The 26,019-nt window shown below is 60.2% G+C and carries 23 protein-coding genes; 7 read left to right on the top strand and 16 right to left on the bottom strand.

Annotated features, from left to right (window positions below):
* Positions 1-11: 11 nt before the first annotated feature.
* Together HHL26_RS19225 and HHL26_RS19220 are read right to left on the bottom strand one after the other, a co-directional pair.
* Positions 12-533, bottom strand: coding sequence for a rhodanese family protein (locus HHL26_RS19225; protein ID WP_169576470.1), 522 nt, complete (start codon positions 531-533; stop codon positions 12-14).
* Between the two features lie 4 nt (positions 534-537).
* On the bottom strand, positions 538-852 hold the full coding sequence (locus HHL26_RS19220) for a metalloregulator ArsR/SmtB family transcription factor (RefSeq protein ID WP_169576469.1): 315 nt from the start codon (positions 850-852) through the stop codon (positions 538-540).
* Between the two features lie 58 nt (positions 853-910).
* Between HHL26_RS19220 and HHL26_RS19215 the strand changes: the two genes are divergently transcribed.
* Complete coding sequence (locus HHL26_RS19215) at positions 911-1,795, top strand: MBL fold metallo-hydrolase (RefSeq protein WP_169576467.1); 885 nt, start codon at positions 911-913, stop codon at positions 1,793-1,795.
* A gap of 453 nt (positions 1,796-2,248) precedes the next feature.
* Positions 2,249-5,314 (top strand): Ig-like domain-containing protein, encoded by a 3,066-nt coding sequence (locus HHL26_RS19210; RefSeq protein WP_169576465.1) that lies wholly within the window; start codon positions 2,249-2,251, stop codon positions 5,312-5,314.
* A 130-nt stretch (positions 5,315-5,444) separates the two neighbouring features.
* Here the strand turns inward: HHL26_RS19210 and HHL26_RS19205 are convergent, their stop codons facing one another.
* The 6 genes from HHL26_RS19205 to HHL26_RS19180 all read right to left on the bottom strand — a co-directional run bounded on the left by HHL26_RS19205 (position 5,445) and on the right by HHL26_RS19180 (position 12,193).
* Entirely contained in the window at positions 5,445-6,656 is a 1,212-nt protein-coding gene (locus HHL26_RS19205) for a hypothetical protein (RefSeq protein WP_169576464.1), read from the bottom strand.
* An 86-nt stretch (positions 6,657-6,742) separates the two neighbouring features.
* The gene (locus HHL26_RS19200) at positions 6,743-8,275 is read right to left on the bottom strand and encodes a right-handed parallel beta-helix repeat-containing protein (protein WP_240962507.1); all 1,533 of its coding nucleotides are present in this window, start codon (positions 8,273-8,275) and stop codon (positions 6,743-6,745) included.
* Between the two features lie 52 nt (positions 8,276-8,327).
* Positions 8,328-10,103, bottom strand: a complete 1,776-nt coding sequence (locus HHL26_RS19195) for an SLC13 family permease (RefSeq protein ID WP_169576460.1) — start codon at positions 10,101-10,103, stop codon at positions 8,328-8,330.
* A gap of 226 nt (positions 10,104-10,329) precedes the next feature.
* Positions 10,330-10,773, bottom strand: coding sequence for a potassium channel family protein (locus HHL26_RS19190; RefSeq protein WP_169576459.1), 444 nt, complete (start codon positions 10,771-10,773; stop codon positions 10,330-10,332).
* Positions 10,774-10,952: 179 nt separating this feature from the next.
* A complete protein-coding gene (locus HHL26_RS19185) occupies positions 10,953-11,651 on the bottom strand; it encodes a hypothetical protein (protein ID WP_169576457.1) in 699 nt (232 codons plus the stop codon).
* A 104-nt stretch (positions 11,652-11,755) separates the two neighbouring features.
* The gene (locus HHL26_RS19180) at positions 11,756-12,193 is read right to left on the bottom strand and encodes a response regulator (protein WP_240962506.1); all 438 of its coding nucleotides are present in this window, start codon (positions 12,191-12,193) and stop codon (positions 11,756-11,758) included.
* 229 nt (positions 12,194-12,422) lie between these two features.
* Between HHL26_RS19180 and HHL26_RS19175 the strand changes: the two genes are divergently transcribed.
* The 4 genes from HHL26_RS19175 to HHL26_RS19160 are packed head-to-tail and all read left to right on the top strand — an operon-like array spanning position 12,423 to position 16,778.
* Positions 12,423-13,961 carry an ATP-binding protein gene (locus HHL26_RS19175; protein WP_169576456.1) on the top strand — a complete coding sequence of 513 codons (1,539 nt, stop codon included), beginning with the start codon at positions 12,423-12,425 and terminating at the stop codon, positions 13,959-13,961.
* Positions 13,958-14,644, top strand: coding sequence for a response regulator transcription factor (locus tag HHL26_RS19170; RefSeq protein WP_169576454.1), 687 nt, complete (start codon positions 13,958-13,960; stop codon positions 14,642-14,644). The genes HHL26_RS19175 and HHL26_RS19170 overlap by 4 nt, the downstream gene beginning before the upstream one ends.
* A gap of 8 nt (positions 14,645-14,652) precedes the next feature.
* Positions 14,653-15,384 carry a pirin family protein gene (locus HHL26_RS19165; protein WP_169576453.1) on the top strand — a complete coding sequence of 244 codons (732 nt, stop codon included), beginning with the start codon at positions 14,653-14,655 and terminating at the stop codon, positions 15,382-15,384.
* A complete protein-coding gene (locus HHL26_RS19160; RefSeq protein WP_169576451.1) occupies positions 15,381-16,778 on the top strand; it encodes a trehalose-6-phosphate synthase in 1,398 nt (465 codons plus the stop codon). The genes HHL26_RS19165 and HHL26_RS19160 overlap by 4 nt, the downstream gene beginning before the upstream one ends.
* Here the strand turns inward: HHL26_RS19160 and HHL26_RS19155 are convergent.
* The 8 genes from HHL26_RS19155 to ectA are packed head-to-tail and all read right to left on the bottom strand — an operon-like array spanning position 16,751 to position 25,221.
* A complete protein-coding gene (locus HHL26_RS19155; RefSeq protein ID WP_169576449.1) occupies positions 16,751-18,007 on the bottom strand; it encodes a mechanosensitive ion channel domain-containing protein in 1,257 nt (418 codons plus the stop codon). The two genes, HHL26_RS19160 and HHL26_RS19155, sit on opposite strands and share 28 nt — an antisense overlap.
* Positions 18,004-19,335: an MFS transporter gene (locus tag HHL26_RS19150; protein ID WP_169576447.1), complete on the bottom strand. Its 1,332-nt coding sequence runs from the start codon at positions 19,333-19,335 to the stop codon at positions 18,004-18,006. The genes HHL26_RS19155 and HHL26_RS19150 overlap by 4 nt, the downstream gene beginning before the upstream one ends.
* Positions 19,332-20,567, bottom strand: coding sequence for an MFS transporter (locus HHL26_RS19145; RefSeq protein WP_240962505.1), 1,236 nt, complete (start codon positions 20,565-20,567; stop codon positions 19,332-19,334). The genes HHL26_RS19150 and HHL26_RS19145 overlap by 4 nt, the downstream gene beginning before the upstream one ends.
* A gap of 19 nt (positions 20,568-20,586) precedes the next feature.
* Complete coding sequence (locus HHL26_RS19140; RefSeq protein WP_169576443.1) at positions 20,587-22,029, bottom strand: aspartate kinase; 1,443 nt, start codon at positions 22,027-22,029, stop codon at positions 20,587-20,589.
* The gene (gene thpD / locus HHL26_RS19135; RefSeq protein ID WP_169576442.1) at positions 22,026-22,946 is read right to left on the bottom strand and encodes an ectoine hydroxylase; all 921 of its coding nucleotides are present in this window, start codon (positions 22,944-22,946) and stop codon (positions 22,026-22,028) included. The genes HHL26_RS19140 and thpD overlap by 4 nt, the downstream gene beginning before the upstream one ends.
* Positions 22,947-22,972: 26 nt before the next feature.
* On the bottom strand, positions 22,973-23,386 hold the full coding sequence (locus HHL26_RS19130) for an ectoine synthase (protein WP_169576441.1): 414 nt from the start codon (positions 23,384-23,386) through the stop codon (positions 22,973-22,975).
* A gap of 19 nt (positions 23,387-23,405) precedes the next feature.
* A complete protein-coding gene (gene ectB / locus HHL26_RS19125; protein WP_169576440.1) occupies positions 23,406-24,716 on the bottom strand; it encodes a diaminobutyrate--2-oxoglutarate transaminase in 1,311 nt (436 codons plus the stop codon).
* A gap of 4 nt (positions 24,717-24,720) precedes the next feature.
* Complete coding sequence (gene ectA, locus HHL26_RS19120; protein ID WP_169576438.1) at positions 24,721-25,221, bottom strand: diaminobutyrate acetyltransferase; 501 nt, start codon at positions 25,219-25,221, stop codon at positions 24,721-24,723.
* Between the two features lie 266 nt (positions 25,222-25,487).
* On the opposite strand from ectA, the gene HHL26_RS19115 reads away from it, so the two are divergent.
* Complete coding sequence (locus HHL26_RS19115) at positions 25,488-25,988, top strand: MarR family transcriptional regulator (protein ID WP_240962504.1); 501 nt, start codon at positions 25,488-25,490, stop codon at positions 25,986-25,988.
* Positions 25,989-26,019: the final 31 nt, after the last annotated feature.

The following is a 26,019-nucleotide window of genomic DNA, read 5'->3' as shown; positions in this document are numbered from 1 at the left end:
GCATCACGACCTCAGGCTCGGAAGGCGCGACGGTTCCATGGCATCAGCCGCAACAGCTTCGCCATGCCGCACCAACCGGTCGCGCCCGCCATCACCAACCCCGCTCCAACGAAGGCCGACAGGCCGAAAAAGGTTGGGCCGACAAGAAAGCCGAGCAGGACGCCCAAAAGCACGAGCCCGCCTGCGGTGATCTGCACCTGCCGCATGATTTCCAGCGGCTGCTTGCGGTCGAGGCGGGTCGGCAGTCTGGCCGCTCGCCAGCCGTCGAGGCCGCCTTCGAGGATGTGGCAGGGTGTGAAACCCGCGGCGGCTTGCAGCGCCGCTTCATTGGCCTGCGTGCGCATACCCGACTTGCAGTAGAAGATGATCGGCCCCGATACGTTCGGCAACGCTCCAAGACGATCGAGCGGAACATGGAGCGCCCCCGCTATATGTTCGCGGGCATGTTCGTCAGCTCCACGGATGTCGACGAGCGTGGCGCCCTTCACGATGGCCTTGTCCGCGTCCTGCGGCGTGATGGTCGTGATCGGCATTGGATCAATCCTTGCAGAAGAGGGTATAAAGGGTGGCGAGCAATTCTTCGGTCCGCGGATCGGCGATGCGATACCAGAGCGTCTGGCTCTCCCGGCGAAAGGCGACCAGCCCTTCCTCCCGCATCCGGGCGAGATGCTGCGACAAGGCGGATTGTGACAGGCCGACTTCATGCGCGAGGTCGCCCACCGTCATCTCGCCATGTTCGACCAGCTTGCACAGCACCATCAGACGCCGGGCATTGCCCATCGCTTTCAAGAGGTTCGCTACCTCGCCCGCCTTCTTCTCGAAGGTGGCAGGGTCCATCGGCGGGCGGATCATCGCGGCACTCCATTAGATATTGCTAATTTAGTAAATTGTAATATATTGTCAAGCAGCAATGGAGAAGAGCGTGGACACCCAACCCCTGATCGAAGCCTTTTTCGACGAAGCGACCTTTACGGTGAGCTATCTGGTCGCCGATCCTGAAACGCGCGATGCGGCCGTCATCGACCCGGTGATGGACTTTGACCTCGCCAGGGGAGAGGCGGACACGCGCTCGGCCGAACGGATACTGGCCTTTGCGCATGCGCATGACTGGCGGATTGCCATGGTGCTGGAAACCCACGCCCATGCCGATCACCTGTCGGCCGCGCCCTTTATCAAGGCGAAGACCGGCGCGCCGATCGGCATTGGCGAGCATATTCGCGACGTGCAGAAGATCTTTCGCCCAGTCTTTGGACTGGACGATTTGCGGACCGACGGTTCGGACTTCGACCGCCTCTTCCTCGATGGCGAGCAGTTTGCGGTCGGCACGCTGCGTTTCGCCGTCATGCATGTTCCCGGCCATACGCCTGCCGATATCGCCTATCTGGTCGGCGATGCGGCGTTTGTCGGTGATACGCTGTTTATGCCCGACTACGGTACGGCTCGAGCTGATTTCCCCGGTGGCAATGCCCGGACCCTCTACCGTTCGATCCGCAGGCTGCTGACCCTGCCCGGTGAGACCCGCCTGTTTCTGTGCCATGATTACAAGGCACCGGGACGGGAGGAGTATCGCTGGGAAACAACGGTGGCAGAGGAGCGACGGGCCAGCGTCCATATTCATGACGGCGTGGATGAGGACAGCTTCGTCGCCATGCGGGAAGCGCGGGACGCCACGCTGGCGGTGCCCCGGCTGCTGCTGCCCTCCATACAGGTAAACATCCGCGCCGGCAATTTCCCGGAGGCGGAACACAATGGCGTGCACTATCTGAAGATTCCGGTCACAATGAAGAAGCGCTGATCGAGGCCTCTGCCTATCCTCGTCCCGCCAGCGCCCTTAAGCTCGGGAGGCCCATGCCCGACACCGCCCAGCCCTATTTGTTCGTGACACCACCATCGCGGTCGGATTGATTGTGGAGCCTGAACACCTCAGGACACAATGGAGAGTACGCCAGGCAACGCGAAAAGCGAACAATCGGTGAACGCTTAGGATGCGCAAATATTTTGCGGTAGGTTCAGGGCCTTGCAACCAACGGACGAAGCGTTCCTATCCCGGAGGAATTCACCGGCGTTTCATCTCGGCTTCGTTAACTGCGTGCCAGCCCTACAGTGGATGCCCTTTGTTTGCGAAACCTAAATACGGTCTACACCCAAGGGTAATTTGACTTGACCTGACATAGATCGGATCGTCGCTTCCCCACCCCCACGATTGCCTCCGGCCAAGCCGATTGCGCGAACGAGGCGGAGCGATATCATGCTTAGATTCAGATTACGGAGCGACACCGCTAAGGTCCTCGAGAACAGCAGCGTTTCCGGCAATGTTCTTCTGAACGACAGCCTTGCCGACCAGGTCACGCAGATCAAAGCGGGCAGCGGCATTTTTGACGTGCCAAACACCGGCTGGACGATCCAGGGCCTCTACGGGTCGCTCACCATCATGCCTGACGGCTCTTACATCTACACCGCATCGAGTGACGCGGCAGAACAACTCAAGTCGGGCGCAACCGCCAGTGATAGCTTCACCTATACCGCCTCCGGCAGCGGATCCGGCACCGCCACTCTGAAATTCACCGTAACGGGCGTCAACGATGCGCCTATATTGTCTCCCGACCCAGTAACCTTCAGCACGATCACCGAGGATCAGACCACAAATAGCGGTCAGTCCGTATCATCCTTCCTGAACTCGACAGATGTTGATTCCAGTGCCTTGCGGGGGATAGCCATCGCTGGCCTGTCCTCGGGCAACGGCCAGTGGCAATATTCGACCGATGGCCGCACGACCTGGTCGTCCGTAGGCTCAGTCAGTGACAGTTCCGCACTTGTGCTGCGGTCATCGGACTATGTCCGCTTTGTCCCGAACGGCAACAACGGCACTACGGCGAACTTCACCTATCACGCCTGGGACCAGACGAGCGGGTCGGTGGGCACCAAAGTCAATGCGACAACCACTGGCGGCCAGACCGCCTTCTCCACCGGCATCGCGACGGCTTCCATCACCGTCACCGACGTCAACGACGCACCAGTTGCCCAGCCCGGCATCGCGTCGGGTACCAAAAATGGCCCGCCCATCACCGGCCAGTTAGTGGCGACAGACGTGGACAGCCCCACGCTGACCTATAAGCTTGTCAGCAACTCCGCCATCGGCGGATCGGCGACGGTCAATGCGACGACCGGCGGCTACAGCTTTACCCCGTCCGCCAACTTCAGCGGTACGGCTTCGTTCAATTTCACCGCCAGCGACGGAAGCCTGACTTCCAATCAGGCAACGGTCACCATCGCCATCACGTCGGTCAACAGCGCGCCGGTCGCCAACACCGATAGTGCGGGGACATATGCAAACACGCCGGTGCTGATAGACGTCCTGGCGAACGATACGGATGCCGATGGCGATCCCTTGAGCGTCACCGGACTGGGCACCGCCGGTCACGGCAGCGTTCAGGTTCAGAACGGCAAGGTTCTTTACACACCCGCTGCTGACTATACCGGCAGCGACACTTTCATATATAGCGTTTCGGACGGTGCTGGCGGCAGCGCCCAGGGGAATGTGAACGTTACCGTCGCACCCTCTCAATCGAATGACCTCAGCGCCGTCAGTGTCACCTTCAGCCAGGGTGCCAACGGATATGCTGGTGCCCTGGATACGATGCTGAAGCAGAATGTGGCAAGCATGTCCTATCCCGACTCGTTCGTGCTTCGCTCCGGTCTGGAATCTGGCAAGAACGAGCAGGTTCTGCTCAAGTTCGGCGGTCTGTTCGGCACAGGGCCGGGGCAGATTCCCTTGGGCGCCCAGATCGTGTCGGCCACCCTCCAGCTGGAGGTTACGGGACCTTCCACCAATGGCGGCACGCTCAATCGGATGCTGGTCAACTGGAGCGACACATCAACCTGGAACAGTCTGGGTAATGGCGTGCAGACCGATGGGGTCGAGTCGACTGCGACTGGCCTCGCCATCGGGGCGGTAGCCCTGGGAACGCACGTCATTGACGTGACGGACAGCCTGATCGCCTGGAACGCCGCGGCGACAACGTCCGCCGGGCAGAATGCGGCGAACCTGGGCTGGGTGTTCAACCCGACGAGTACCGATATCTGGGACTTCTCGTCAGCCCAAGGCGCAGTGCATCCCGTGCTGACGATCACTTATACGCAACAAGGCTCGCCTCCCCCATCCTTGCCGACGGTATCGATCAGCTCTGTCGCGCCGGGCGCCGAGGACAGCAGCAAGATCACCTTCAACCTGTCGCTCAGCCAGGCGTCGACCCAGGACGTCACCGTGAACTTCAGCACCGTCGACCACACGGCAACTGCGGGCAGCGATTATGTCGCTAAGGTCGGAGCAGTGACATTCCTCGCGGGGCAAACGACCAAATCGTTCGACGTCTCTCTCGTCAACGATACTGTGGGCGAACGGCTCGAGGATTTCACCGTCCAGATCAATTCGGTGACCAATGCCAAGATCGGCACCGGCATCGCCACCGGCAAGATTATCGATGATGATGTTGTTGTGCCCGCCATGCCGGCGCTCACGCCCTCGGTCATCCACGGCTATAATATCTACGACGGGTCCATCTATAAAGACGGCAGCAATGGCCAGTATGGCATCAGCGACCCATCGGGGCTGGCCTATATCCCTAGCCTCGGCAGAATGTTCGTTGCCGACTCCGAGCATGACGAAAGTCCGTTCTTCAGCCCGACGAACCTGTTTTCCCTGAAACTCGACGGGACCTACGACACCAATTACAGTCTCAATTCCTTTACCAAGGAACCGACCGGTCTCGCCTACAATCCGAACAACGGTTACTTGTACATATCGGACGACGACAAATATGCCGTGTCGTGGGTCTCGCCGACGAACCCGACCGTCCGACTTGGCTCCTTCGACACCCGCCACCTGGGCTATCTCGATACCGAAGACCTCAAGATCGATCCGCTGACGGGCCATATTCACCAGCTCGACGGAACACTGAAGCAGATGATCGAGCTCACCGATCAGGGCGTGTTCGTCAATGCTGTTCCGCTCCCATCAGTCATGACCGATGCGGAGGCGCTGGCCTACGATCCCGTGCATGACCTCTACTTCGTCGCCTCTGGCGCTTCCAAGCTGATCTGGATTATGGACGCGGAAGGCACCATCGAGGGGACCATCAATGTCTTCTCTTCCGGTTATAGCGGCATGAAAATCAAGGGGATGGAGTACGCCCCCAGCAGCGATCCGAACGACGGTAATTTGATGAGCCTGTACGTGGCCGATTACCACGCCGATCAGGTCAATGACGGCCATCTGTACGAGGTCCGCCTGGGCAGTGACTGGTTTTTCGCCTGATCCGCACGCCTGATAGCGATGAGACGAAGCTCAGGCAGGATCAGCGGCGATTAATCTGTAAAGCCACCCCAACTTTTCGGAATCCATGCATCAGGGTTCGAGCGCGGATCAGATGGCAGGCGAGCCAGCTTCAGCCCTCAGCGGGAGCTCCCACCATGGCCGCGACCAGACAGACAAGTCCTATCAAGACAAAGCCGGCATGCAGGACTGGTCCACCCACGCCGATGCGCCTGGACACCCACAGGGCGATGAGCGCCTGCACCGCATAATATGCGGCAAACGCCCGCGAGGATAAGGCTATGACCTCGAACGGATCGGTCAGCCAGACCACCGCAACAGAGAGGGCGCTCGCCACGAGGAAGGCCGATCGTACCGATAGCCTGCGTCGCGAAACCTCGACCAGAAGCCCACCCGAACCGATGGAGTCAGCGATGGCGGCACTCAATTGGCTGGTCAATGCCCCGCCAAGGACGAACAGGCCCAGCAAGGGCGCAACCATGGCCATGACGTCATAGATCCCCGCGACACCTTCGGCCCGCGAAGCAGGTTCAAGAACCGGGGTCAGCAGTGCAAGGAATAGGATGTAGATGACCGAAGAAATCCACTGCGCATGACGCATCGTCCGGATACGTGTCTCCTGATCATACTGCTCGCCAAGATAGCGCGAGGTTTCGAAACCCTGCACGGTGATCAGCAAGCCCAGCAGCATCGGCAGGCCTGCCCAGCTTGCCTTTACGGATGGCAAGGCAATGGCCAGCGCCGGATTTGTCGCCCACCAGAGGCCGAGCCCTGTCAGAAGCCCTGCAATCAGGCCGATCTTGACCGAAACACTGGTATGGGCCGCATGCTCGACTTTCCTGATGTCTCCCGACAATGAAAGGGCCGCCAATGCGATCAGGATGGTGGTTACGATGACGTTGGATAGGACACTATGATCGGCCGAACTGGCCGGAATTGCCTTCAGGAGGAATTCCGCCAGCAGCTTCAGATAATAGGCAACGGACACAGCATAGGCGATGGCAAGCAAAATCTGCGCGACGCGCATAGTCCATGCGAGCCTGTCGTTGAAATCAAGCGTCGCAGCATGGTCTTCGGCATATTGTATATTGTAACGCACCACACCGCCGGCTGCGTAGGCGATCGCGAGCAACAGCGTCATGGCAATGATCGCGCCAGCCCCGAACTCTCGTGCCAGGAGAGGGCCGCAAATAAGAAATCCCGACCCTATGATCGAAGCCAGCGGAGTGACGGTGGCGCACCATGCCTCGCTTTTGGCAAAGCGGCCAAATGTCAGAATCAGCGTCACCAGAATCGCTACAGCAATGGCAACAGCTGAAATCATAATCAGTCCCCAATTCACTCAAAGATCGTCAGTATTATACGCAAAATCAACAACATCTAATGATGTCTTGGCCGACACTCACCAGTTCAAGGTGCCGGCCGCGGCCGTGCCTCCATCCAGGAGGAGCGCCTGGCAGCAAGCAGTTTCACGGGCTGTCCCAATTCCCTCGCAAGCATTGCCAGCATCCACCTGCGATGATTTGCAAGATAGACGTCGAAGCCGACTGGCGCCGCAGGATCAAATGTTGGTGCCGACCAATCCGCGGCCGTGCCTTGGTATTCCGGTTCCCAAATGCCGCGAGAATCGTCGGGTGGATCGACATGGCGGCCGAGAAAGCGATTGCCTTCGAACCGAAGAGCCTGAGAATGTGGGAAACCTGCCGCTACCAGATATTTCGGCCCGTCGCGCCCGATTTCATGACCATAGCGCGCCGTGCCCGCGACAGCGAACATGTTGTTGCTGAAGCTCACGTCGTTGGCCCATCCGTCCCAATGGGTCGCAGCGATCATCGTGACGTCCTGATCCTTGCCGACGTAAATGACATTGCTTTCGATCCGCGCGTGCGAAATTGGGCCGGCTAGCTGAACGATGCGCGCACCGTCGTGGCGGCTCACATTGCGGCTCACCACTGTGCCGACATTCCCCATATTATCGGCCCTTGTACGATCCGGTGAACAGATGAGGACGAACCCGCCCTCATTATCGTGGCTGAAATTATAGGCAATCGTTGTCCGGCGCGAGTTGAAGTCAGAGTCAAAGCCCTGGCCATCCCAGCGCCCGTGGGTGAACCCCACTTCATTCAGCTGGATCAGGGTATTGTCGGTGCTCCATTGCCAGATCGCGACCTTGTAGCCAGTCGCGCGCGCGGCGGCGCGGTAGACGATGTTGTGCTCGACAAGCGCCCCGTCCGTGCCGCGCGGAACAATGCCGTCCCCGCCGATGTCGTCCAGATAATTGTCGCGGATCACCACGCCTTCGCTCGGGAACCAACGGTCGGGCGTGACCTGGTCGCTGATCCCGGCGATCCCCGAGCGGTCCGCCCGCCAGATGATGTTGCGTTCGATGACGAGATTATGAAAGCGCGTAGCCCGGGTTGAGGCAAGCGCCTGGAAAATGATGCCGCCATTATCCTTGCGGTCATTCGTTCCACGAATATCGTGAATATACATGTCGCGCACGATGATGTTTCGCGCCACGCCCGTATCCTTCTGCGAAATGAGAACGCCGTAGCGCGGGCTTGGCGTTTCACTTTCGTTGGTGACCTCAAGGCCTCCGACTTCGACATATTCCGCGTTGAGTATGGCCACGCCATAGTCGAAACGGCCCCCAACATCGATCCGCGGGCGTGGGCCGGTGCCGAAAGTCGTGAAGATGATGGGCGCCTTGCGTCCCCCTGATCGCCTGATCTCGAGCGGCTCTTTCCAGACAGAGCCTGCCATCAGAAGCACGCGGTCTCCCGGCCCCAGCGATGCTTGCCGAACCTGGGCCAGCGAGCGCCAGGGGGAAGCTGGCGTCAGACCGTCATTTCGATCATCGCCCCGTGCTGCATCGACATAATGATCTCGCGCGGTTGCATTCGCCGCTGACAAAAAGGTGATGAAGCACAGAAAAGCTGCCAATATGCGGGCGACGCGGATGAAAGCAGGGGGCTCACGCAACTGTCCCACTGCTTCAGAGGCCATAGCGCGTGACCAGCAGAAACGACAGAATGATGGTCATAAGAAGGACGAGCGGCAGGCCCGAGCGGATATAGTCGCGGAAGCTGTAGCCTCCCTCTGTCAGGATCATCATGTTCGTCTGATAGGCTATGGGAGTGGCGTAACAGAGGTTGCACCCGAACAGCACTGCAAGAATGAGTGGCTCGGCCGGAAGGCCCAGCGTCTGTGCGAGATTGAACGCAATGGGCGTTCCTACAGCGGCAGCCGTGGCGTTGGACGCGAAATTGGTCAGCAGCGTCACAAAAAGCATGATGATTGCGAGTACGGCGGCAGGCGGAACCCCGTGCAAACTCTCCGCCAGCTGCTGGCCAAGCCACTGGGCTGCGCCGGATACCAGGACAAGCTTGCCCAGCGCGATGCTGGCGGCGACCAGAACGATGACCTTGGCCGAAAGCGCGCGGCCCACGCGATCGAAGCGCACGCACCCGGTTGCGAACATCACGATCGCCCCGGCCAGCGCAGAAATGGCGATGGGGACGAGGCCAAGGCTGGCAAGCCCCACCGACACCACCATGATCGCAAGCGACAGGCGCGCCTTGGCCGATCGGCGCATTTCCCTGCCGCCTTCCAGCAAGAGCAGCCCGTCCGCCTCGGCGAACTGATTGATGGCATCGAGCGTCCCAAGGACCAGAAGGACGTCTCCTTCGGCAAGCGGGGCCGCCGCGCTCTTCTCCCGGGTTTCCCCGATCAGGCGACGCGCCTGATCGACGCCCAGCACTGCGATGTTTTCCAGTCCTGCGGTCGGCAATGTCAGCCCGATAAGTCGGCTGTCGGGAGCAATCGCAAGCTCCGCGACGATCAAATCCTCTCCGACCCGACCAGCATGTTCTCTCAGCCGTTCAAGAAGCCATGCGGGTGCGAGCGCCATGCCGGTGCGCCGCGATGCTTCCTCCAGAACGTCGTGGGAGCCGGCAATACCGATCCTTTCGCCTACCGAGGGCACCTCCCCCGGCCGCGGATGGAACAACGCCTCTTCGGGCAACATGGATCGGATCTGGTCTTCCGACTTCCCCAACGCGACCGATGTATCAAGCAGACGCAGCGACGCCAGGAATACACGGCTGTTAGGCGCGACCCTTGCCGAATTGTCGGGCAACAGCCGGGGCATGACCAACCAGATAAAAGGCAGCGCGATCAGGGCGGACGTCGCAACGATCCCTGTAAAATGGAAAACCCCGATCGGAGCCATTCCCAGATCCCGTGCGATCGAAACGACCAGAAGGTTGGTAGACGTCCCGATCGAGGTGGACATCCCGCCGATCAGGATCGCGGCATTGATCGGGATAAGCGTCTTTGACGCTGGCATTCCGCCCTTTATGGACAGTTGCGTCAATATCGGCAGCAGCAAGACCATGACCGGCGTGTCGTTGATGATCATGCTCATCGTCATCGCGAGCATCAGCGTGACGAGCAGCCCCAGTTGGGAATTCCAACGCCAGACCCGGTTTAGCGCCTGTGCCGCAGGATCTAGGGCGCCCGTCACGACCAGGCCGCGTCCCAAAATCATCAGCGCGCAGATCGTCACCAGGGCATGGTGGCCGAAACCTTCGAACGCCAGGGCCAGTCCATCCTTGGGCTGCGCGCCGGGCAAGGGAAAAAAATAAAGTCCCAATGCGATGGCGGCAATCGTCAGAAGCGAGATGATCTCGATCTGCACACGCCCTCTGGCAAAGCCATAGAACATGGCAACGGCTAGCAGCAGTGACGCCAATGCGTGTGGATTCGGCATTAACTCTGCCCCCCAGACGACCCTTCGCGCGCCCCCGGAAACCCGCTATCCATGTTTCGCTTCTGCATATATTGAGGCTCTTCTCACTGCCGTAATAATCTTGCGTGCATATATGAGCAATTGCGCTTCCCATAATATCAAGCGCCGGGCGTGGTCCGATGGTGCATGGGGATCGTTTTACCGACTGACCTTCTCAATTACTGCCAAAAGGCATCCGGCCGACCATTCATCCTTTCTGCAGGTCGCGTTCGAGGAGCTTCAATCGGTCAACGATGGAAAAGAAGAAGGCGGTCGACCAACCGATCAGGATTATCCCATTGGCGCCTTCAATCACGCCCAGGATCCGGCGGCCGACGGGCAGCACCACGTCTCCATAGCCGATCGTCACATAGGTGGAGGTCGAAAAATATAATGCCTCTTCGAGGTCGGAGAAGGCATCGATCACCAGATAAAGAGCGGCCCAAAGCCAGATTTCGATGGCATGAAGGACAAACAGACCAAAGGCGGCAAACAGGATGGCCGCGCCATTGATGATAAAGGCGAGGATCAGGCTGGACGCGTGGCGATGCCGGCGAAGCACTGCGAGCAAGCCGGCCAAGCCCACCAGATGGATGAAAACCGTCGCCGCGACCATCACCGTCGAGATCGCCAATTGCACCGACATGCTCATAAACGGCCGCTCCATACCAGCGATGAATTCCTGCTGGATCGGTTATGGCACAAGATCATGCGGATGAAGATGCCCTGCAGGACCGCTGAAATGACGGCCTGACCCGAACCGAATTTCCACCATCTCGCGCGCCCCCGGCTACCGTCGAGGGCGCGAGAAAAAAGGAACGGCTGCGGCTGTTATTTGCCTGAGCCAGCCAGAATCTGCGCTGCGGGCTTGTTGACCGCATCGACCGTACCATCGGCCATCATCGCTTTTGACATTGCAGCGGCCTCCGACTTCAGGGCCGGATCGTCGCTTGTCTGGCTCGCGCCTATGATGGCGGAGAGAAGCAGGTTTCTGTTTGCGGCATTGCCGTTCTCACCAACCGACTTGCGCGCCAATGACATCGCTTCGACATAGAGCGGCGAAGCACCTTCCTTATCCTGCTTCGACAGCTTGAAATTGCCGAGCTGGATGAGGACGCTCGTCAGGACCATGCTGCTGGTTGCATCTGTTGGCTTCGCTTCGACGACCTTGCGCCAGTAAGGAAGGCTCTCTTCATAAAGCGGAGGAACAGCGTCAATTTTGTTGAGCGCGACGTTAGCCGCGGCCGCAGCGTAAAGCGCGTTGGCGAGAAAATTCACATTGTTAAGATTATCGGGCTGGACCTTCACGGCATCCTGGATAGCGGGAAGAGCCGCATCATATTTCGCGACAGCGGTGGCATTGTCACCGGCTTGTTGGGCCTGCTGACCGGCAGTGAAGTCAGCCACCGCCTTGTTGAAGGCGACGATCTGATCCTGGCTCATTACGGCGGCAGTCACATTGGATGCCTCTTGGGCAACAACGGGACTGGAAGCTGACACAATAAGGGCTGTAACAATAGTTCTATACATGATCGTTCTCCGGCTAAATGGATCAGCGCCGGAACCTGTAATCTGACACGCCAACCGCATGATGATTTGCCTAAATAATGGCAACTATAACATATGAGATACTGTCATTGTCTCTGGGCACTCGCCAGAATATTGGAAATCGTATTTTCCATGATTTCAAGCTTGTAAGGCTTCATCAACATAGGACCCAACTTTTGTAGATCCGGCGGAAGATCGCTCGAATCACGCCCTCCGGTCGTGATCAATATCTTGACGGCGGGCCAACGCTCCTGGGTTAATCGAACGAGGTCAAATCCATCCATTCCGCCGGGCATGTTCACGTCGGTGAAGAGAAGATCGACAGATCCACCAAGCGCCTCCATGAGCATAAGAGCTTCTTTGGCCTCGCGCGCGGAAAAGACGGTGAATTCCTCATCGATGAGGAATTCACATACGTTCATGTTCACCAGAGCCTCATCCTCAACGACCAGGATGACCATGGGTCGTTCGAAACGGGGCTTTCCGGTATATTCAGACCCGCCAAATCGCACGGCTTCAGTCATGATTATGCGACCTATATGCCAAAAACACAGCCTGGGTGGAAGGGCGCGGTGCGCAAAGGGGCTGTTCCCGATGGTCCACAGGCGCATCGGTCTCTATTCCCCACTTCCCAGTCACGCCGCTCAAACATCCCCCCTTTGGAAGGCAATGGCTACGGCAGATTTCGAGAAGCTGTTATTATAACTTTTATATACATGGACCTGTTCGCCACCGCCTACTAGGCTGGCCTTCATGGCAGACACCACGGCGCCGGAGGTAACAGCAGCCGACCGCAAGGCGGTGTCGGGCCTTCGATTCCGAAAGACAGGTTTCGGGCCCGGCTGGCAAATGTCAGCCGTGGCTTTCGTCGTACTTCTCTCCGGGTTCGGCGCGGTCATGGCCAAGCCAGCGTTCGGACAGGCTGCAGCAGCATTGATCTTCGTGCTCGGCGTAGTGACCGCAGGCGCAATCGGGGGACTTGTGTCCGCGCTCATCGCCGCGGCCGCAGCCTTCCTGCTCTATAATTTCTATCTAGCTGAACCCGTGCTGAGCTTTCGGATCGCGAGTGGACGTGACATCGTCCCTTTTCTCGTCTTCACTTTGTGCGCGCTGGTCTCAGGAGTCTTAGCCGGGCGGCTCAAGGACCATGCCAGCGCAGCCAAGCATAGCAATTGGCAGTTAGCCAGCCTGCTGGACATCAGCCGCTCCTTGCAATCTGCGGTCAGGATCACGGACATCGCCTCTGCTCTCAGTGCCGGCCTGCCGCCGGGCACGAGCATGACGGTCTCGCTCTTCCTCGTGCGGGACGGATCGTTCGCCAATGCGACGCGCATTCCAGATAGGCCTGGGGCGGCGGCGTTAATCCGAAACATGCAAACTAACGGTACAGAACCCCAAAGGGATGGAACCTGCATTGCCTATCGCCTCGACAGTAGCGATGGTTTCGAAGGCGTAATCCTGTTTGAAGCGGGTGCGGAACCGGAACCGGACAATGCCTTCATGTCGGCCCTGGCCAGTCTCGTGGCATTGGCCGTGGAACGCGCCGCCCTCTCGGAGAGCAATGCCGAAGCAAAAGCGCAGACCCGCACCGAGGAGCTCAAGACGGCGCTCCTCTCATCCGTCAGCCACGACTTTCGCACGCCGCTGACAGCGATCAGCGCTTCGGCCTCGAGCCTTATCGACTTTCGTGAACAACTCGATGGGGAAGCCACGATCCGCCTTTTGCGCCGGATCGTCAACGAATGCGAGCGCCTGAACCGATATACCTCCAATCTCCTGGAAATGAGCCGGCTGGAGGCGGGCCAATCGCTGGCCCGGCGACAGACATTGGAGGTGGCCGAAACGCTCAGCGTCATCATTCAGAGGGTTCGTCCCCGCGCAGGCCACCGCATGATCGAGCGTCGCCTGGGAGAGGAGCATCTGCTTGTCAGCGTCGATGCGGCCATGTTCGAACTTGTCATCATCAACCTGCTCGACAACGCGATCCTCTACAGCGAAGACGGGACGCGTATCGGCGTTGAAGCCCGCCACAGTGGCGATAGCTGCATCATCAGCATATCCGACGAAGGGTGCGGTATCCCGCAGGCTGACCTGGAAAATGTGTTCGCCCGCTTCTATCGCGTTCCGCGCTCGGAACCCTCGCCCCGCGGCAGCGGTCTGGGGCTGGCAATCGCAAAAGGATTCGTCGAAGCTCTCGGGGGAAGGATAATGGCTGACTCTCCAGGACCCAGTGGCCGGGGAACCATGATCACGATTTCCCTCCCGCTCGCCCAGGAGGCACGGCAAGCATGACAGCGCCGCATATCCTCATCGTCGATGACGAGCCTTCCCTGCTCGACGTGCTGCAATCGGTGCTGGGAACGGCGGGCTATCACATCACCGTTGCGAAGGAAGGCGGGACCGCCCTGGGCTTTGCCGAAGCGCTCGACCTTGATCTCATTCTTCTCGACCTGGGGCTTCCGGACATAGACGGCAAGGCGCTCATCCAGCAGATCCGGCTTCGCAGCGACGTTCCCATCATCGTCATCTCGGCACGCCACCAGGAGCAGGAAAAGATCGCGGCGCTCGACGAGGGCGCGGACGACTATGTCAACAAGCCCTTCGAGATCGGCGAGTTGATGGCGCGCATCCGCGCAGCGGTGCGCCGCCATTCCCGCCTGAAGAGCAATGCACCGACCTACTCTGCGGGTCCGTTGGCCATCGACTTTCCGTCCCGGCGGGTGACGCTGGCTGGTGAGACGGTGAAGCTTTCTCCCAAGGAATATGACCTTTTACAGACCCTCGCGCGCAGTGCGGGGCAAGTGGTGACGCACAAGAGGCTGCTGTCGGCGGGTTGGGGAGCCGAAGCGACCGACACCCAATATCTCAGAGTCTATATCGGTCTTCTGCGCCAGAAGATCGAGGAAGATCCTTCAGATCCATCCCTGCTGCTGACCGAACCGGGGGTAGGCTATCGTCTTGTGGGGGCAAATTGAGATGGTGAATGCAGCTTCCTACATCGGTCTGGAGCTATGGCGTGATCGACTATAGGCCGGTCGATCTCATGGGCACGACCAAGCGGGACGACCTGTTTGCCCGGCACCACTTCTCCTTCGCGGGCTATGCGCGTTCGGATCGTATGAACTGGGGCAGCCTGCGGATCCTCAATCACAACTTTCTGAGTCCCAAGGCGAACGCCGTGACCGAGCCGCTCGATCATTTCGACATAGTGCAATGGATCTTGCAGGGCCGGGTAGGACATATTGGGACGCTTGGTCCGTCATCTTTCGCCCGAGCCGGCCAGATCCAGCTTATTTCGTCTGGAGACGGCCTCCTTCATGCGACCATCAATCCAGATAACAGGACGGCCGAATTTCTCGAACTATGGCTTCCTGCGGCAGACGGTCATGGCCCTTATTTTCGCGCGATCGGCCGCTTTCCAGGAAAGCAGGAAAGCGGCCAATGGGTCCTGATAGCCAGCGGAAATCTGGAGGATCAGGCGCTTCTGCTACGCGCGCCCTCAAGGATCTGGGGAGCGAGGATCGAAGCGGGCACACAGCTCGACGCCAATTTCGATCCACATTCCCCCTATTATATGGTTTCAGGGTCGGGCCGGTGCGTGATTGGAGAGGATTATGGCCTTGGTCCAGGCGATAGCCTGGCCCTCCAGGGTGAACGGCAAGCCACCATCCGGGCGATCGACACCACAGAAATCCTGCTGGTCGAAACGCTATGAGCCGCCTGATCGCCGTTTCCAACCGGGTTCAGACAGCCAGCGACGACTGTGCGAACGGAAACCAAGGTGGCCTTGCCGTGGCGCTTTCCGCCGCCATGCGAGAAGGAAATGGCATCTGGTTCGGGTGGTCAGGCGAGGAAACCGCGAATTTCAACGGCCATGTGCATCTGCAAAAGATGCATGGCGTTACCACGGCGACAATCGACCTGGAGCATCAGGACATCCAGGAATATTATAACGGCTATGCGAACTGCACACTTTGGCCGTTGTTCCATTATCGTATCGATCTTACCGCATTCGACCGGAGCTTCGCGGGCGGATATGAACGGGTCAACCAGCGCTTTGCCGAAACACTGATCCCGTTATTGGAACCTGACGACCTGATCTGGGTCAATGACTACCATCTTATCCCACTGGGACGGGAATTGCGCGTGCGCGAACGACGCAATCGACTGGGGTTTTTCCTTCACATTCCTTGGCCACCCATGCGCCTGCTGCTTTCACTCCCCAATCACAGGGAGCTTGTCGAGGCGCTCTTCGCCTATGATGTGATCGGCTTCCAGACCACGGATTGGATGGACTCCTTTCTGGACTATGTTCGCGTCGAAATCGGGCTGACGCCCGACAAGCATGGTGTGATGTGCTGGAATGGTCGATCGGTGAAAGTCGTGGCCTGCCCGATCGGCCTCGATACGGAGAATTTTCGGGCCCACATCAAAAGCGACACGGCTCGCTCCAGCTATCAGTCGATGATCGAGAGCGCCAATGGCCGCGCCATGATCATCGGCGTCGACCGGCTGGATTATTGCAAGGGCGTGCAGGAGCGATTTCGCGGTTATGAGCGGTTTCTCGCTGACAGGCCCGATCTGCGCGCGCAGATCTTCCTGCTTCAGATCTCTCCGCCTTCCCGCAGCGAGGTTCTGAGCTATCAGGATATCCGTCACAGCCTTGAAACGCTGTCGGGCCACATCAACGGAGCCTATGCCAGTCCGCATTGGGTTCCCATCCGCTATGTCAATCAGGGATTTAGTCGTGCGGAACTTGCCGGCATGTATCGCGCGGCTCGCATTGGCCTGGTCACTCCCCTGCGCGACGGCATGAACATCGTCGCCAAGGAATATATCGCCGCTCAGGACCCTGAAGACCCCGGCGTCCTCATTCTCTCCCGTTTCGCCGGCGCTGCGGCACAGTTAACCGCAGCGCTGCAGGTAAACCCCTATAGCAGCGAAGACATTTCCGATGCGATCGCCAAGGCGCTGGCCATGCCCAAGGCCGAACGCGTAGCGCGGTGGGAACAGCTGATTGCGATAGTCCAGCGCCAGGACATGGAGTGGTGGCGTGATCGCTTCGTCGGACATCTGGCCGATCAAGCCGCCGACTGCATCGACCGATAATTCACATCGACCCCGGTAGGACGCTGGAAGAGCCGAAGGCCGAATTCCGGCAGGATCGCCAGCAGGTGGTCGAATATGTCCCCCTGAATTCTTTCATACTCGGCCCATTCAGTCGTGTCGGCGAAGGCGTAAATCTCCAATGGCAGGCCATATTCCCCCGGCGCGAGCTGCCGGACCAACAGCGTCTTGTCGCTGGCAATGTCGGTTCGGGCCTCCAGATAGGCAAGCATATAGGCGCGAAATGTTCCGATATTGGTCAGCCGCCGCGTGTTCACCTGCTCCCCGGCGCCCTGCGCATCATTCCATCTGCCGAGTTCCTCCAGCTTGCCGTCCAGATAGGCCTTCAGCAACTCGAAGCGAGACAGGGATTCCAACATGGCGTCGTCCAGAAAGGCGATGCTGTTCTGGTCGATCATGATCGATCGCATGATCCGGCGACCGCCCGACTCCGCCATGCCGCGCCAGTTGCGGAAGCTCTCCGAGATCAGCCGATGCGTGGGAATGGTGGTGATGGTCTTGTCGAAATTCTGCACCTTGACCGTGTGCAGCGCGATATCGACCACGTCGCCATTGGCATCGAGTTGCGGCATTTCGATCCAGTCGCCCACCCGCACCATATCGTTGGATCCGATCTGGACGGAAGCGACGAGGGACAGGATCGTGTCCTTGAACACTAGCATCAGCACCGCCGCCATAGCCCCCAGGCCGGAAAGCAGCAGGAATGGGGACTGATTCATCAAGGCGGCCAATATCAGTATCGCGGCGGCGCCGTAGACCAGCAATTTGCCGACCTGAACATAGCCCTTGATCGGACGGTGCACGGCATCGTGACGGCGCTGATAGAAATCATGGAGCAGGTCGAGGCCACCGGCCAGCGCCAGCGCGACAGTCAGCATGATGAAGGCGGTGCACAGGCTCTGCGCCAATGCCTCCAGTTGGGGTGGAAGATGCGGGATGGCAGCCAGGCCCAGCTGGATCACAAGCGTGGGAACGATATTGGACAGGCGCGCCGTCATCCTGCCCAGATGGCTGGCCTCCATGTTGAAACCCAACCGCCCGGCAAGGCGCAGCAACAGCTTGAGCACGATCCGCTTAGTGACCCAATTCGCAACCCAGGCGACAAGCGTCAGCACCAGCAGGGCAAACCCCGCCTGCATCCATGGCTCCCGCACATAGCTGTGAGCCAGGATGCCGATGCTATCCGGCGAAAGCGGCATGTTGGTGATCATGCAATCTTTTCCTCGTTGAAGGGGTCACCATGAAGCGATCGTCCTGCGGTCTCCGGCATGAAGCGAAGGGCGATCAGCCCGATGATGCAGGCCAGCATCATGTAAGCCGCCGGCATCAGTTCATTGCCCGTCAGGGTGATGAGGCCGCTGCCGATGGCAGGCGCCGTCCCTCCAAAGATCGAGGTCGAGACATTATAGGCGATGGCGAACCCGGCGAAGCGGACAGGCGTCGGGAACAGCGCTGGGAAGGTCGCGGAAATCGTCGCCAGTTGCGGCACATAAAGCATGCCCAGCAGGACGAAGCCAATGATCGCGCCAGCAAAGCCCGTCGCCATCAGCATGTAGAGCGGCACTACCGCCAACAGCAGTCCGATGAGCGAGAACCGCCACATCGCGCGCCTGCCCACCCGGTCGGACAAGGCCCCGGCGAAGGGCAGGAGCAGCATCATGAACACCATGCCGATGATCGGCACCAGCAGCGCATGGTCCGGCGACAGACCGATGCGCCGTTGAAGGTAGGTCGGCATGTAGCTGAGCAGCATGTAGTTGACGACGTTGAGCGCAACGACCAGCCCGCCGACCACCAGCATCGGCCGCCGGTATCGGCGCATCATGGTCCTCACCGGCATAGACGCCATCTCGCTTCCCCGCTGCTCCTGATCGCGAAAGATCGGCGTGTCCTCCATCTGCGCGCGCAGATACATGCCGACCAGCCCCAGCGGCCCGGCGATCAGGAAGGGGATGCGCCACCCCCATTGGTGCATCGCCTGGTCGCCGAGAAGCAGCGAGAAGGCGAGCATCAACGCCGCCCCCAGCGAAAAGCCCGCCAGCGTTCCGAACTCCAGGAAGCTGCCATAGAAGCCGCGCCTTTCGTCAGGCGCATATTCGGCCATGAAGGTTGCAGCGCCGCCATATTCGCCGCCGGTCGAAAAGCCCTGCACCATGCGCAGGATGATCAGCAGCACCGGCGCCCAGAGGCCGATGATGGCATAATCGGGGATCAGGCCCACACCCAGCGTCGCCCCTGCCATCAGCAGGATCGTCAGCGCGAGCACGGACTTGCGGCCCAGCCTGTCGCCCAATGGCCCCCAGAACAGCCCGCCGAGCGGACGAACAAGGAAGGAGATGGCGAAAGTCGCCAGCGCGAACAATATGGCGTCGTCCACCTCACCTGGGAACAACGCGGCAGAGATATAGGTGACGCCATAGGCGTAGATGCCATAGTCGAACCATTCGGTGGCGTTGCCCATGGCCGATGCCGCGATGGCGCGGCGAAGGGCCGAGGGTTCAACAGCGGCAAGGGGCGGGTTGGTTGCGATTGCGGTCATTCACCTTGTCCATCGGCTGTATGGGGATCGAGCAACGAAGCCATGGGCGTCGTGCGGGGCAGTATCTGGAAATCCTGCTGGCCGGTGGTCGGCACCGGGCTCATCGCCGCTTGTCGCCAGAGGCCGAACAGCAGCGTAGCCCCGGCACACAGGGCGATGAAAAGGAACAGGCCGCTATTGCCCGACAGTGTCATGAACATGGCCGCACAGACCGGGCCAAGCGCTGCCCCGATCGAATAGAGCAACACGAGCCGCCCGCTTGCCGCCACGCGCTCGGAAGCAAGCAGGCGGTCGTTGCAATGGGCGACGCAGAGCGGATAGAGCGCGAAGCTCAGCCCGCCGAAGATTGCGCCCAGCGCCAGTAGCACCGGCCCGCCCGCCAATATCATGGAAAGCGCGAGGCTGACGCCCAGCGTCGCCGCGAAACTCAGCACGATCACCTGTCGCCGGTCATAGCGGTCTGACAGCCGCCCCAGCGGCCATTGCAGAGCGACGCCGCCCAGAATGACGGTCATCATGAAACTGGCGGTCTGCGTCAGGTCTAGGCCCAGCCGGCGGACATGGACCGCAGCGAGGCCGTAGAAGGCGCCGAGCATCAGTCCCGTAGCCACCGCCCCAACCACACCCAGCGGAGAAGCGGCGAACAGGGTGCGTATGGAGAAGGCGCTCGCTTCTGCCGGCACGGGTGCGGAACTGCGGGTCAGGCAAAGCGGAATGATGGCCAGCGAGATCAGGATCGACGCCAGTTCGAACGGCACGGCGGGCAATCCGCCACTCGCCGCGAGCAGAGGCTGCCCCAACGCCTGCCCGGAATAGAGCGCAACCATGTAGGCGGCCAGCACGCTGCCGCGCATCGCAGCATCGGCACGGTCGTTGAGCCAGCTTTCCAGGCAGACGAACACTCCCGCAACGCACAGCCCATCGACCAGCCGCAAGCCGGCCCACAGGAGCGGATGTACCAGCAGGGCATAGCCCAGCGTGCTAGCCGACAGCAGCGCGACGAACGCAGCAAAGGCCCGGATATGTCCGACCCGACGCACGACGGATGCCGACCGCAAGGCGCCGATCACCAAGCCGCCGAAATAGGCGGTCGCGACGAGGCCGATCAGCATCGTGTCATATCCCGCACGGTTAAGGCGCAGGCTGAGGAGCGTCGCCAGAAAGCCGCTGCCCGCCATCAGCATGAAGATGGCGAGCAACAGGGCGCGAACAGGCAGGATGGCGGATAGCATGGACTTCCAGACGGGCCGCTCAGGCCGCGCGCCGTCCCTCGCCGGCCTGGCCGCCGCCCTCCACCAACGCTTCGTGCAGGGCGCGGATGGCGGCTTCGAAATCATCGGTCGCGACGATGAACTGCACATCCACATTGCGGATCTGGTGCTGCATCGCAATCACGCCGATGTCGGCATCGTCCAGCGCCCGGAGCGCATCGACGACCAATCCCGGCCGTGCAATGTCGCTGCCGATCACGGACACCATCGCAACCGGATGGGACGAGATGGCAGCGTCGGGATAGAGTCGCTGGAGATCAGTGATCACCCACGCCACGGTCGCGGCGTCGGCGGACAGATAATGCGTTATGGTGTTGGCGTTGGACGATTTGCTGACGATCCACGCGCCATGGCGCGTCAACGCCTCCAATATGGCAGCGTCATAGCCCTTCACCCCGACCATGTCCTGCTCGAAAAACTGCAAGGCCTGCGCTCGGTGGATTCCGGTAACGATTTCCACCCTCGGACTATCGGACACATAATTTCCGCAAATCAGCGTCCCGCCATCCTCCCGGTCGAAGGTGTTGCGCACCCGCAGCGGGATCGCCGTCTGCCGCAGCCCGCGGCCTGCGCCCGGATGGATCGCCTCCATTCCCAGATTGGCAAGCTGGTCGGCGACATCATAATTGGTGCGGCCGATCTTGCGCGCCCTGTCCGCACCGACCAGTCGAGGATCGGCGCTCGAGAGGTGAAATTCCTTGTGGATGATCGCCTCGCGCGCGCTGGTCAGCACGGCAATGCGGGAAAAGGTCATTTCCGAATAGCCGCGCGCATATCGGCGCACCATGCCTTCGCTGCACCCGGCATAGCCGGTGACGATCGGCAGGGTCGTGGCAAGGTTAATCGGCTCCAGCGCGGCGACGATCCGGTCGTCCAGTTCCTGCATCTCCTGCCGGTCCCAGAGCGTCAGGTCCACAAAGCGGGCATTGACGCCCCTGTCGCGCAACAGCAGAGCGGTGCTGTGGGCGCTGTGCGCCTCCCCCAGCCCCGCGAGCAGTTCGCGCACGGTGACAAGCTGTTCCTTGACGCAGAAGCGGCCATGGCTGCGCAGCCGCGCCAGATCGTCCAGACAGGCCGCCACCGCGTCGATTCGCGTGTCGACGAAGCGGTCCGCCTCGCCCCGGCTTTGCGACCGCGCGAACATCTGGCCATTGCGATCGTGCATCGCCTGACGGACCCTTTCCATGGCCTCGCGCCAGCCATCCGCGCCGTCATCGGCAACGAAGCGGGTATAGACGCCCGGCTCGCCGCTTTTCTTGTGCTCCAGCAGCAGGTCGGTCATGCCGGCATAGGCCGAAACGACGAAAATGCGGTTGTAGAGATCAGCGCCGCCGCGCCCCCCGATCAGGACATTGTCGAACAATGTCGCTGTCGCGGCCATGGATGTGCCGCCGATCTTCTCGACGCTATGCTGTCCACTCATACCAGCACCTCCCCCACCAGCGCGCCGGCTACCGGCACCACCTCTTCGGGCGCTCCGCGGGCCGCGATGAATTGCGGGCGCGGCTTTCCCACGCCGAAGGGCGCCTCCAGCGCATTGCTTACGGCGTTGTAGACAAGGAAAGCGTTGGCGCGCGGGAAGGGCGTGATGTTGCCATTCGACCCATGCATGATGTTGCAGTCGAAGATCACGACCGACCCCGGCTTTCCGGTCGGCGCGACGATACCATGTTTGTGCGCAAGCTCGGCCAGGCTGTCCTGATCGGGCACACCATATTCCTGGCGCTTGAGCGACTGGCGATAATGATCCTCCGGCGTTTCTCCGACGCAGGTCAGAAATGTGCGGTGCGATCCGGGGATCAGCATGAGCGGGCCGTTATGCGGCGTGTTTTCCGCCAGCAGGACGGACATCGACAGCGCGCGCATCCGCGGCATCCCGTCTTCCACATGCCAGGTCTCGAAATCGCTGTGCCAGTAGAATTCCTTGCCATGGAACCCCGGCTTGTAGTTGAGCCGTGACTGATGGATGTAGACCGCATCCCCCAGCAGGAAACGGGCAATTCCGGCCAGCCGCTGGTCGGCCGCCAGCCGCGCCACCACCGGACTTTGCGCATGGATGCGGAAGATTGACCGGATCTCGCGTTCGCCCGGTTCCGTGACGACGGTCTCTTCCTCCAGCGCATCGGGATCGGCCAGCAGCTTTCCGGCCTCCCGCTGCAGGAAGGCCATTTCCTCGTCCGAAAACAGCTCTTCCAGGACCAGATAGCCATCCCGGTCGAAGGCATCGGCCTGCTCACGGCTGATAGGCGCATCCTCGGTCCAGTCGCCATGAACGACGGGATCAAGGCGCGGCAAAAACTCCGCCACCTTTGCGTGGCGGGATGGGTAGATGTCTTGCAAGGGACTTCCCCCTTTCGTGGTTATAGTCAGTTGGTCAGAGCGGACTGGCGCACCAGCGCCGGATCGGCGGGATAAGCCCCGTTTTCGTCATGCACTTCCTGGCCGGTCACGGGCGGATTGAACACGCAGGCGCACTGGATGTCGGTTTCAGGCCGGACGATATGCTTGTCATGGGCGTTGAGCGCATACATGACCCCCGGTGCGAGCTGGTGCGTGATACCCGTGCCCAGATCCTCGATCGTGCCATTGCCCTTCAGCACCAGCACGGCTTCGAGGTGGTTTTGATAATGCATGTGCAGTTCCTCCCCGGCATACATGGTCGTCAGGTGGAAGGAAAATCCCATATTGTCGTCCTTGAGCAGAAGACGGGCGCTTTCCCATCCCTTGGATTTCACATTGCGGTCGGACTTGCGGATGTCACGCAGCTTGCGAACGATCATTGTCTGCTTGACTCCTTTCTTATTCTGCAGCCACGCCATAGGGGACTGCCAGAGCCGCACGGATGCTTTGCTCCAATATGTCGAGACCGGCCGAAAGCTGAGCTTCATCGATGATGAGAGGCGCGAGAACCTTGACGATTTCGTCATGAGCGCCGCTGGTTTCGATGATAAGTCCCTGGTCGAAGCAGGCCGATGTCACCTGGGTGGCGATCTCGCCCGATCCGACGTCGATGCCGCGCATCATGCCGCGACCCCGCGTCGACAGGCTATGCTCGAAGGCCATCGCCTCCAGCCGTCGCTCCAGCAGCGCAGCGCGCCGTGCGACATCCTGCTGGAAGCGATCATCGCTCCAGAAATGGCGCAGTGTCGCCGTTGCGGTTACAAAGGCATGGTTGTTGCCCCGGAAGGTGCCATTATGTTCGCCGGGCGACCACTGGTCGAGTTCCGGCCGGAACAGCGTGAGCGCAAAGGGCAGACCCATGCCTGACAGCGATTTGGCCATAGTGACGATGTCCGGCGTGAAACCCATGCCTTCAAAACTGAAGAAGTCGCCGGTGCGGCCGCAGCCTGCCTGGATATCATCGACGATCATCAAGGCTCCGTGACGGCGGGCGATATCGGCTATCTTGCGGAGCCATTCGGGCGAAGCGGCATTAAGGCCGCCTTCACCCTGCACCGTCTCCACCAATATGGCAGCTGGCGCGTCAAGTCCGCTGGATGGATCGCTCAGGCGCCGCTCCAGCAGGCCCGCCGTATCGACATCCGGCCCGTGATAGCCGTCATAGGGTTCATGCGCGACATGGGAGAGGGGAACCCCTGCCCCACCGCGCTTGGCGGCGTTACCCGTGCAGGCGAGCGCGCCCAGCGTCATGCCGTGAAAGCCGTTGGTGAAAGCGATCACCAGTTCGCGCCCCGTCACCTTGCGCGCCAGCTTGATCGCGGCTTCGACCGCATTGGTGCCAGTCGGCCCGGTGAACATCGCGCGATAGTCGAGCGATCGGGGCTTCAGGATTAGCTGCTCGAACGTATGCAGGAAATCAGCCTTGGCGTCGGTGTGCAGATCAAGTCCATGAGCGATGCCATTGGCGCCAATATAGTCCATCAGCGCGGTCTTCAGGACCGGATGATTATGACCATAATTCAACGTCGAACAGCCCGACAGAAAATCGAGATAGCGCCCTCCATGGCTATCCTGCATCCACACGCCTTCAGCGGTGTTGAACTGGCGCGGCATCGACCGGGCGTAGCTTCGCACTTCCGATTCTCGCCGTTCGAAAATGGCAATATCGGGAATGTCTGCACTGGGTTTAGGCTGGCTGGGGTTGTTCATGATCTCAGCTCTCCTCCTGTTTCTTCAATAAGTCGGACATCGGACCAATTCGCGCCTGCCATTCCGTGGCATGCGCTCCGGCGAAATGGGTCTGCCGATCGAAACGAACGCTCTTTTCCAGCGGCACGCACCAATTGCGGGCGAGGCCCTCGAACAGCGCCCAGGAGGCGCCATTGTCATCGGTGATGGTCGTTGTCAGATGGGTGACGCCCTGCTGTTCAGGGCGGAACAGCAGGCTATCGATCATTCGACTGGCCAGTCGCTGACCGCGCGCTGGGGCCGACACCGCGACCTGCCAGACGAAGAAATTTTCCGGGGCGACAGGCGGGCGATAGCCCGACACCCAGCCGACCAGGTCACCACCGCGCTCGGCGACGATGCAACTGCCAGCAAAATCCGTGCATTGCAGCAAATTGCAATAGGCCGAATTGGAATCCAGCGGCGTACAAGCCGCAATTAGTGCGGTTATGGCGGGACCATCGGTCGCCACAGGTCTGCGAAACAAAAATTTCTGCCCCTTGCCTGCTTCGAGGCGCGCAGAAGCCCGTGGCGGCGTGGACGCCGCTGTAGCTTGGGATATGAAGATGTTTTATCTCCCGAACGATTATTTACATCGAAAGGACCGCACCCTTCAACGATTTGGCGCAATATATGCAGGTTAAGGCGAAAATTTCAACCCTGTCTCCAAAATAATACTTTATCTACCAAAGTAGTTTGCTTGGCGCTGGGGCGAAAATCTCTCCTGATTGGCGCGCGCAAGGCGTTCCGGCTATGTGGTGGCGCATGGATTCTGAAATTGCCTCACTCACCCTTCGCGCGCTGCGCCGGGTTCTTCGCGCCACGGAAATCGGCAGCCGCCAACTCGCCACGACCACCGGCCTCACGCCATCCCAGTTGCTGGTGCTGCGCGAAATCGACGCGCAAAAGAAGGCGACGCCAAGCGGCATCGCGCAAGCCCTGCAATTCAGCCAGGCCACCATCACGACGATCGTCGACAGACTGGAGGCGCTTGGCTTTGTTCAGCGTCAACGCGGCGAAAAGGATAAACGCCGGTTCATGCTGACCGCGCTCCCGGCTGGCAGAGCCGCGATTGCCGACGCACCGGACTCCTTGCAGATGACGTTCACGGAACGGTTCATCGAGCTGCCCAGCTGGGAACAGGCGATGATCCTGTCTGCCGTGGAAAAGCTGGCGACCCTCATGGGAGCGCAGGAAATCGACGCGGCCCCGCTTCTGGACAGTGGACTGATTGATCGATCCACCCCAGATTGAGAGACAGGGGCTTGCTCGCCGATGCAAAGCG

The sequence above is a fragment of the Sphingobium sp. TB-6 genome (assembly GCF_012927365.1).
Lineage (GTDB): Bacteria > Pseudomonadota > Alphaproteobacteria > Sphingomonadales > Sphingomonadaceae > Sphingobium.
This window is presented reverse-complemented; position numbering and strand designations above follow the sequence as displayed.

Coding starts and splice junctions, on each gene's coding strand:
- HHL26_RS19225 (WP_169576470.1), bottom strand. CDS start 533: ATGCCGATCACGACCATCACGCCGCAGGACGCGGACAAGGCCATCGTG.
- HHL26_RS19220 (WP_169576469.1), bottom strand. CDS start 852: ATGATCCGCCCGCCGATGGACCCTGCCACCTTCGAGAAGAAGGCGGGC.
- HHL26_RS19215 (WP_169576467.1), top strand. CDS start 911: ATGGAGAAGAGCGTGGACACCCAACCCCTGATCGAAGCCTTTTTCGAC.
- HHL26_RS19210 (WP_169576465.1), top strand. CDS start 2,249: ATGCTTAGATTCAGATTACGGAGCGACACCGCTAAGGTCCTCGAGAAC.
- HHL26_RS19205 (WP_169576464.1), bottom strand. CDS start 6,656: ATGATTTCAGCTGTTGCCATTGCTGTAGCGATTCTGGTGACGCTGATT.
- HHL26_RS19195 (WP_169576460.1), bottom strand. CDS start 10,103: ATGCCGAATCCACACGCATTGGCGTCACTGCTGCTAGCCGTTGCCATG.
- HHL26_RS19190 (WP_169576459.1), bottom strand. CDS start 10,773: ATGAGCATGTCGGTGCAATTGGCGATCTCGACGGTGATGGTCGCGGCG.
- HHL26_RS19185 (WP_169576457.1), bottom strand. CDS start 11,651: ATGTATAGAACTATTGTTACAGCCCTTATTGTGTCAGCTTCCAGTCCC.
- HHL26_RS19180 (WP_240962506.1), bottom strand. CDS start 12,193: ATGACTGAAGCCGTGCGATTTGGCGGGTCTGAATATACCGGAAAGCCC.
- HHL26_RS19175 (WP_169576456.1), top strand. CDS start 12,423: ATGGCAGACACCACGGCGCCGGAGGTAACAGCAGCCGACCGCAAGGCG.
- HHL26_RS19170 (WP_169576454.1), top strand. CDS start 13,958: ATGACAGCGCCGCATATCCTCATCGTCGATGACGAGCCTTCCCTGCTC.
- HHL26_RS19165 (WP_169576453.1), top strand. CDS start 14,653: ATGCAGCTTCCTACATCGGTCTGGAGCTATGGCGTGATCGACTATAGG.
- HHL26_RS19160 (WP_169576451.1), top strand. CDS start 15,381: ATGAGCCGCCTGATCGCCGTTTCCAACCGGGTTCAGACAGCCAGCGAC.
- HHL26_RS19155 (WP_169576449.1), bottom strand. CDS start 18,007: ATGATCACCAACATGCCGCTTTCGCCGGATAGCATCGGCATCCTGGCT.
- HHL26_RS19150 (WP_169576447.1), bottom strand. CDS start 19,335: ATGACCGCAATCGCAACCAACCCGCCCCTTGCCGCTGTTGAACCCTCG.
- HHL26_RS19145 (WP_240962505.1), bottom strand. CDS start 20,567: ATGCTATCCGCCATCCTGCCTGTTCGCGCCCTGTTGCTCGCCATCTTC.
- HHL26_RS19140 (WP_169576443.1), bottom strand. CDS start 22,029: ATGAGTGGACAGCATAGCGTCGAGAAGATCGGCGGCACATCCATGGCC.
- HHL26_RS19130 (WP_169576441.1), bottom strand. CDS start 23,386: ATGATCGTTCGCAAGCTGCGTGACATCCGCAAGTCCGACCGCAATGTG.
- ectB (WP_169576440.1), bottom strand. CDS start 24,716: ATGAACAACCCCAGCCAGCCTAAACCCAGTGCAGACATTCCCGATATT.
- HHL26_RS19115 (WP_240962504.1), top strand. CDS start 25,488: ATGTGGTGGCGCATGGATTCTGAAATTGCCTCACTCACCCTTCGCGCG.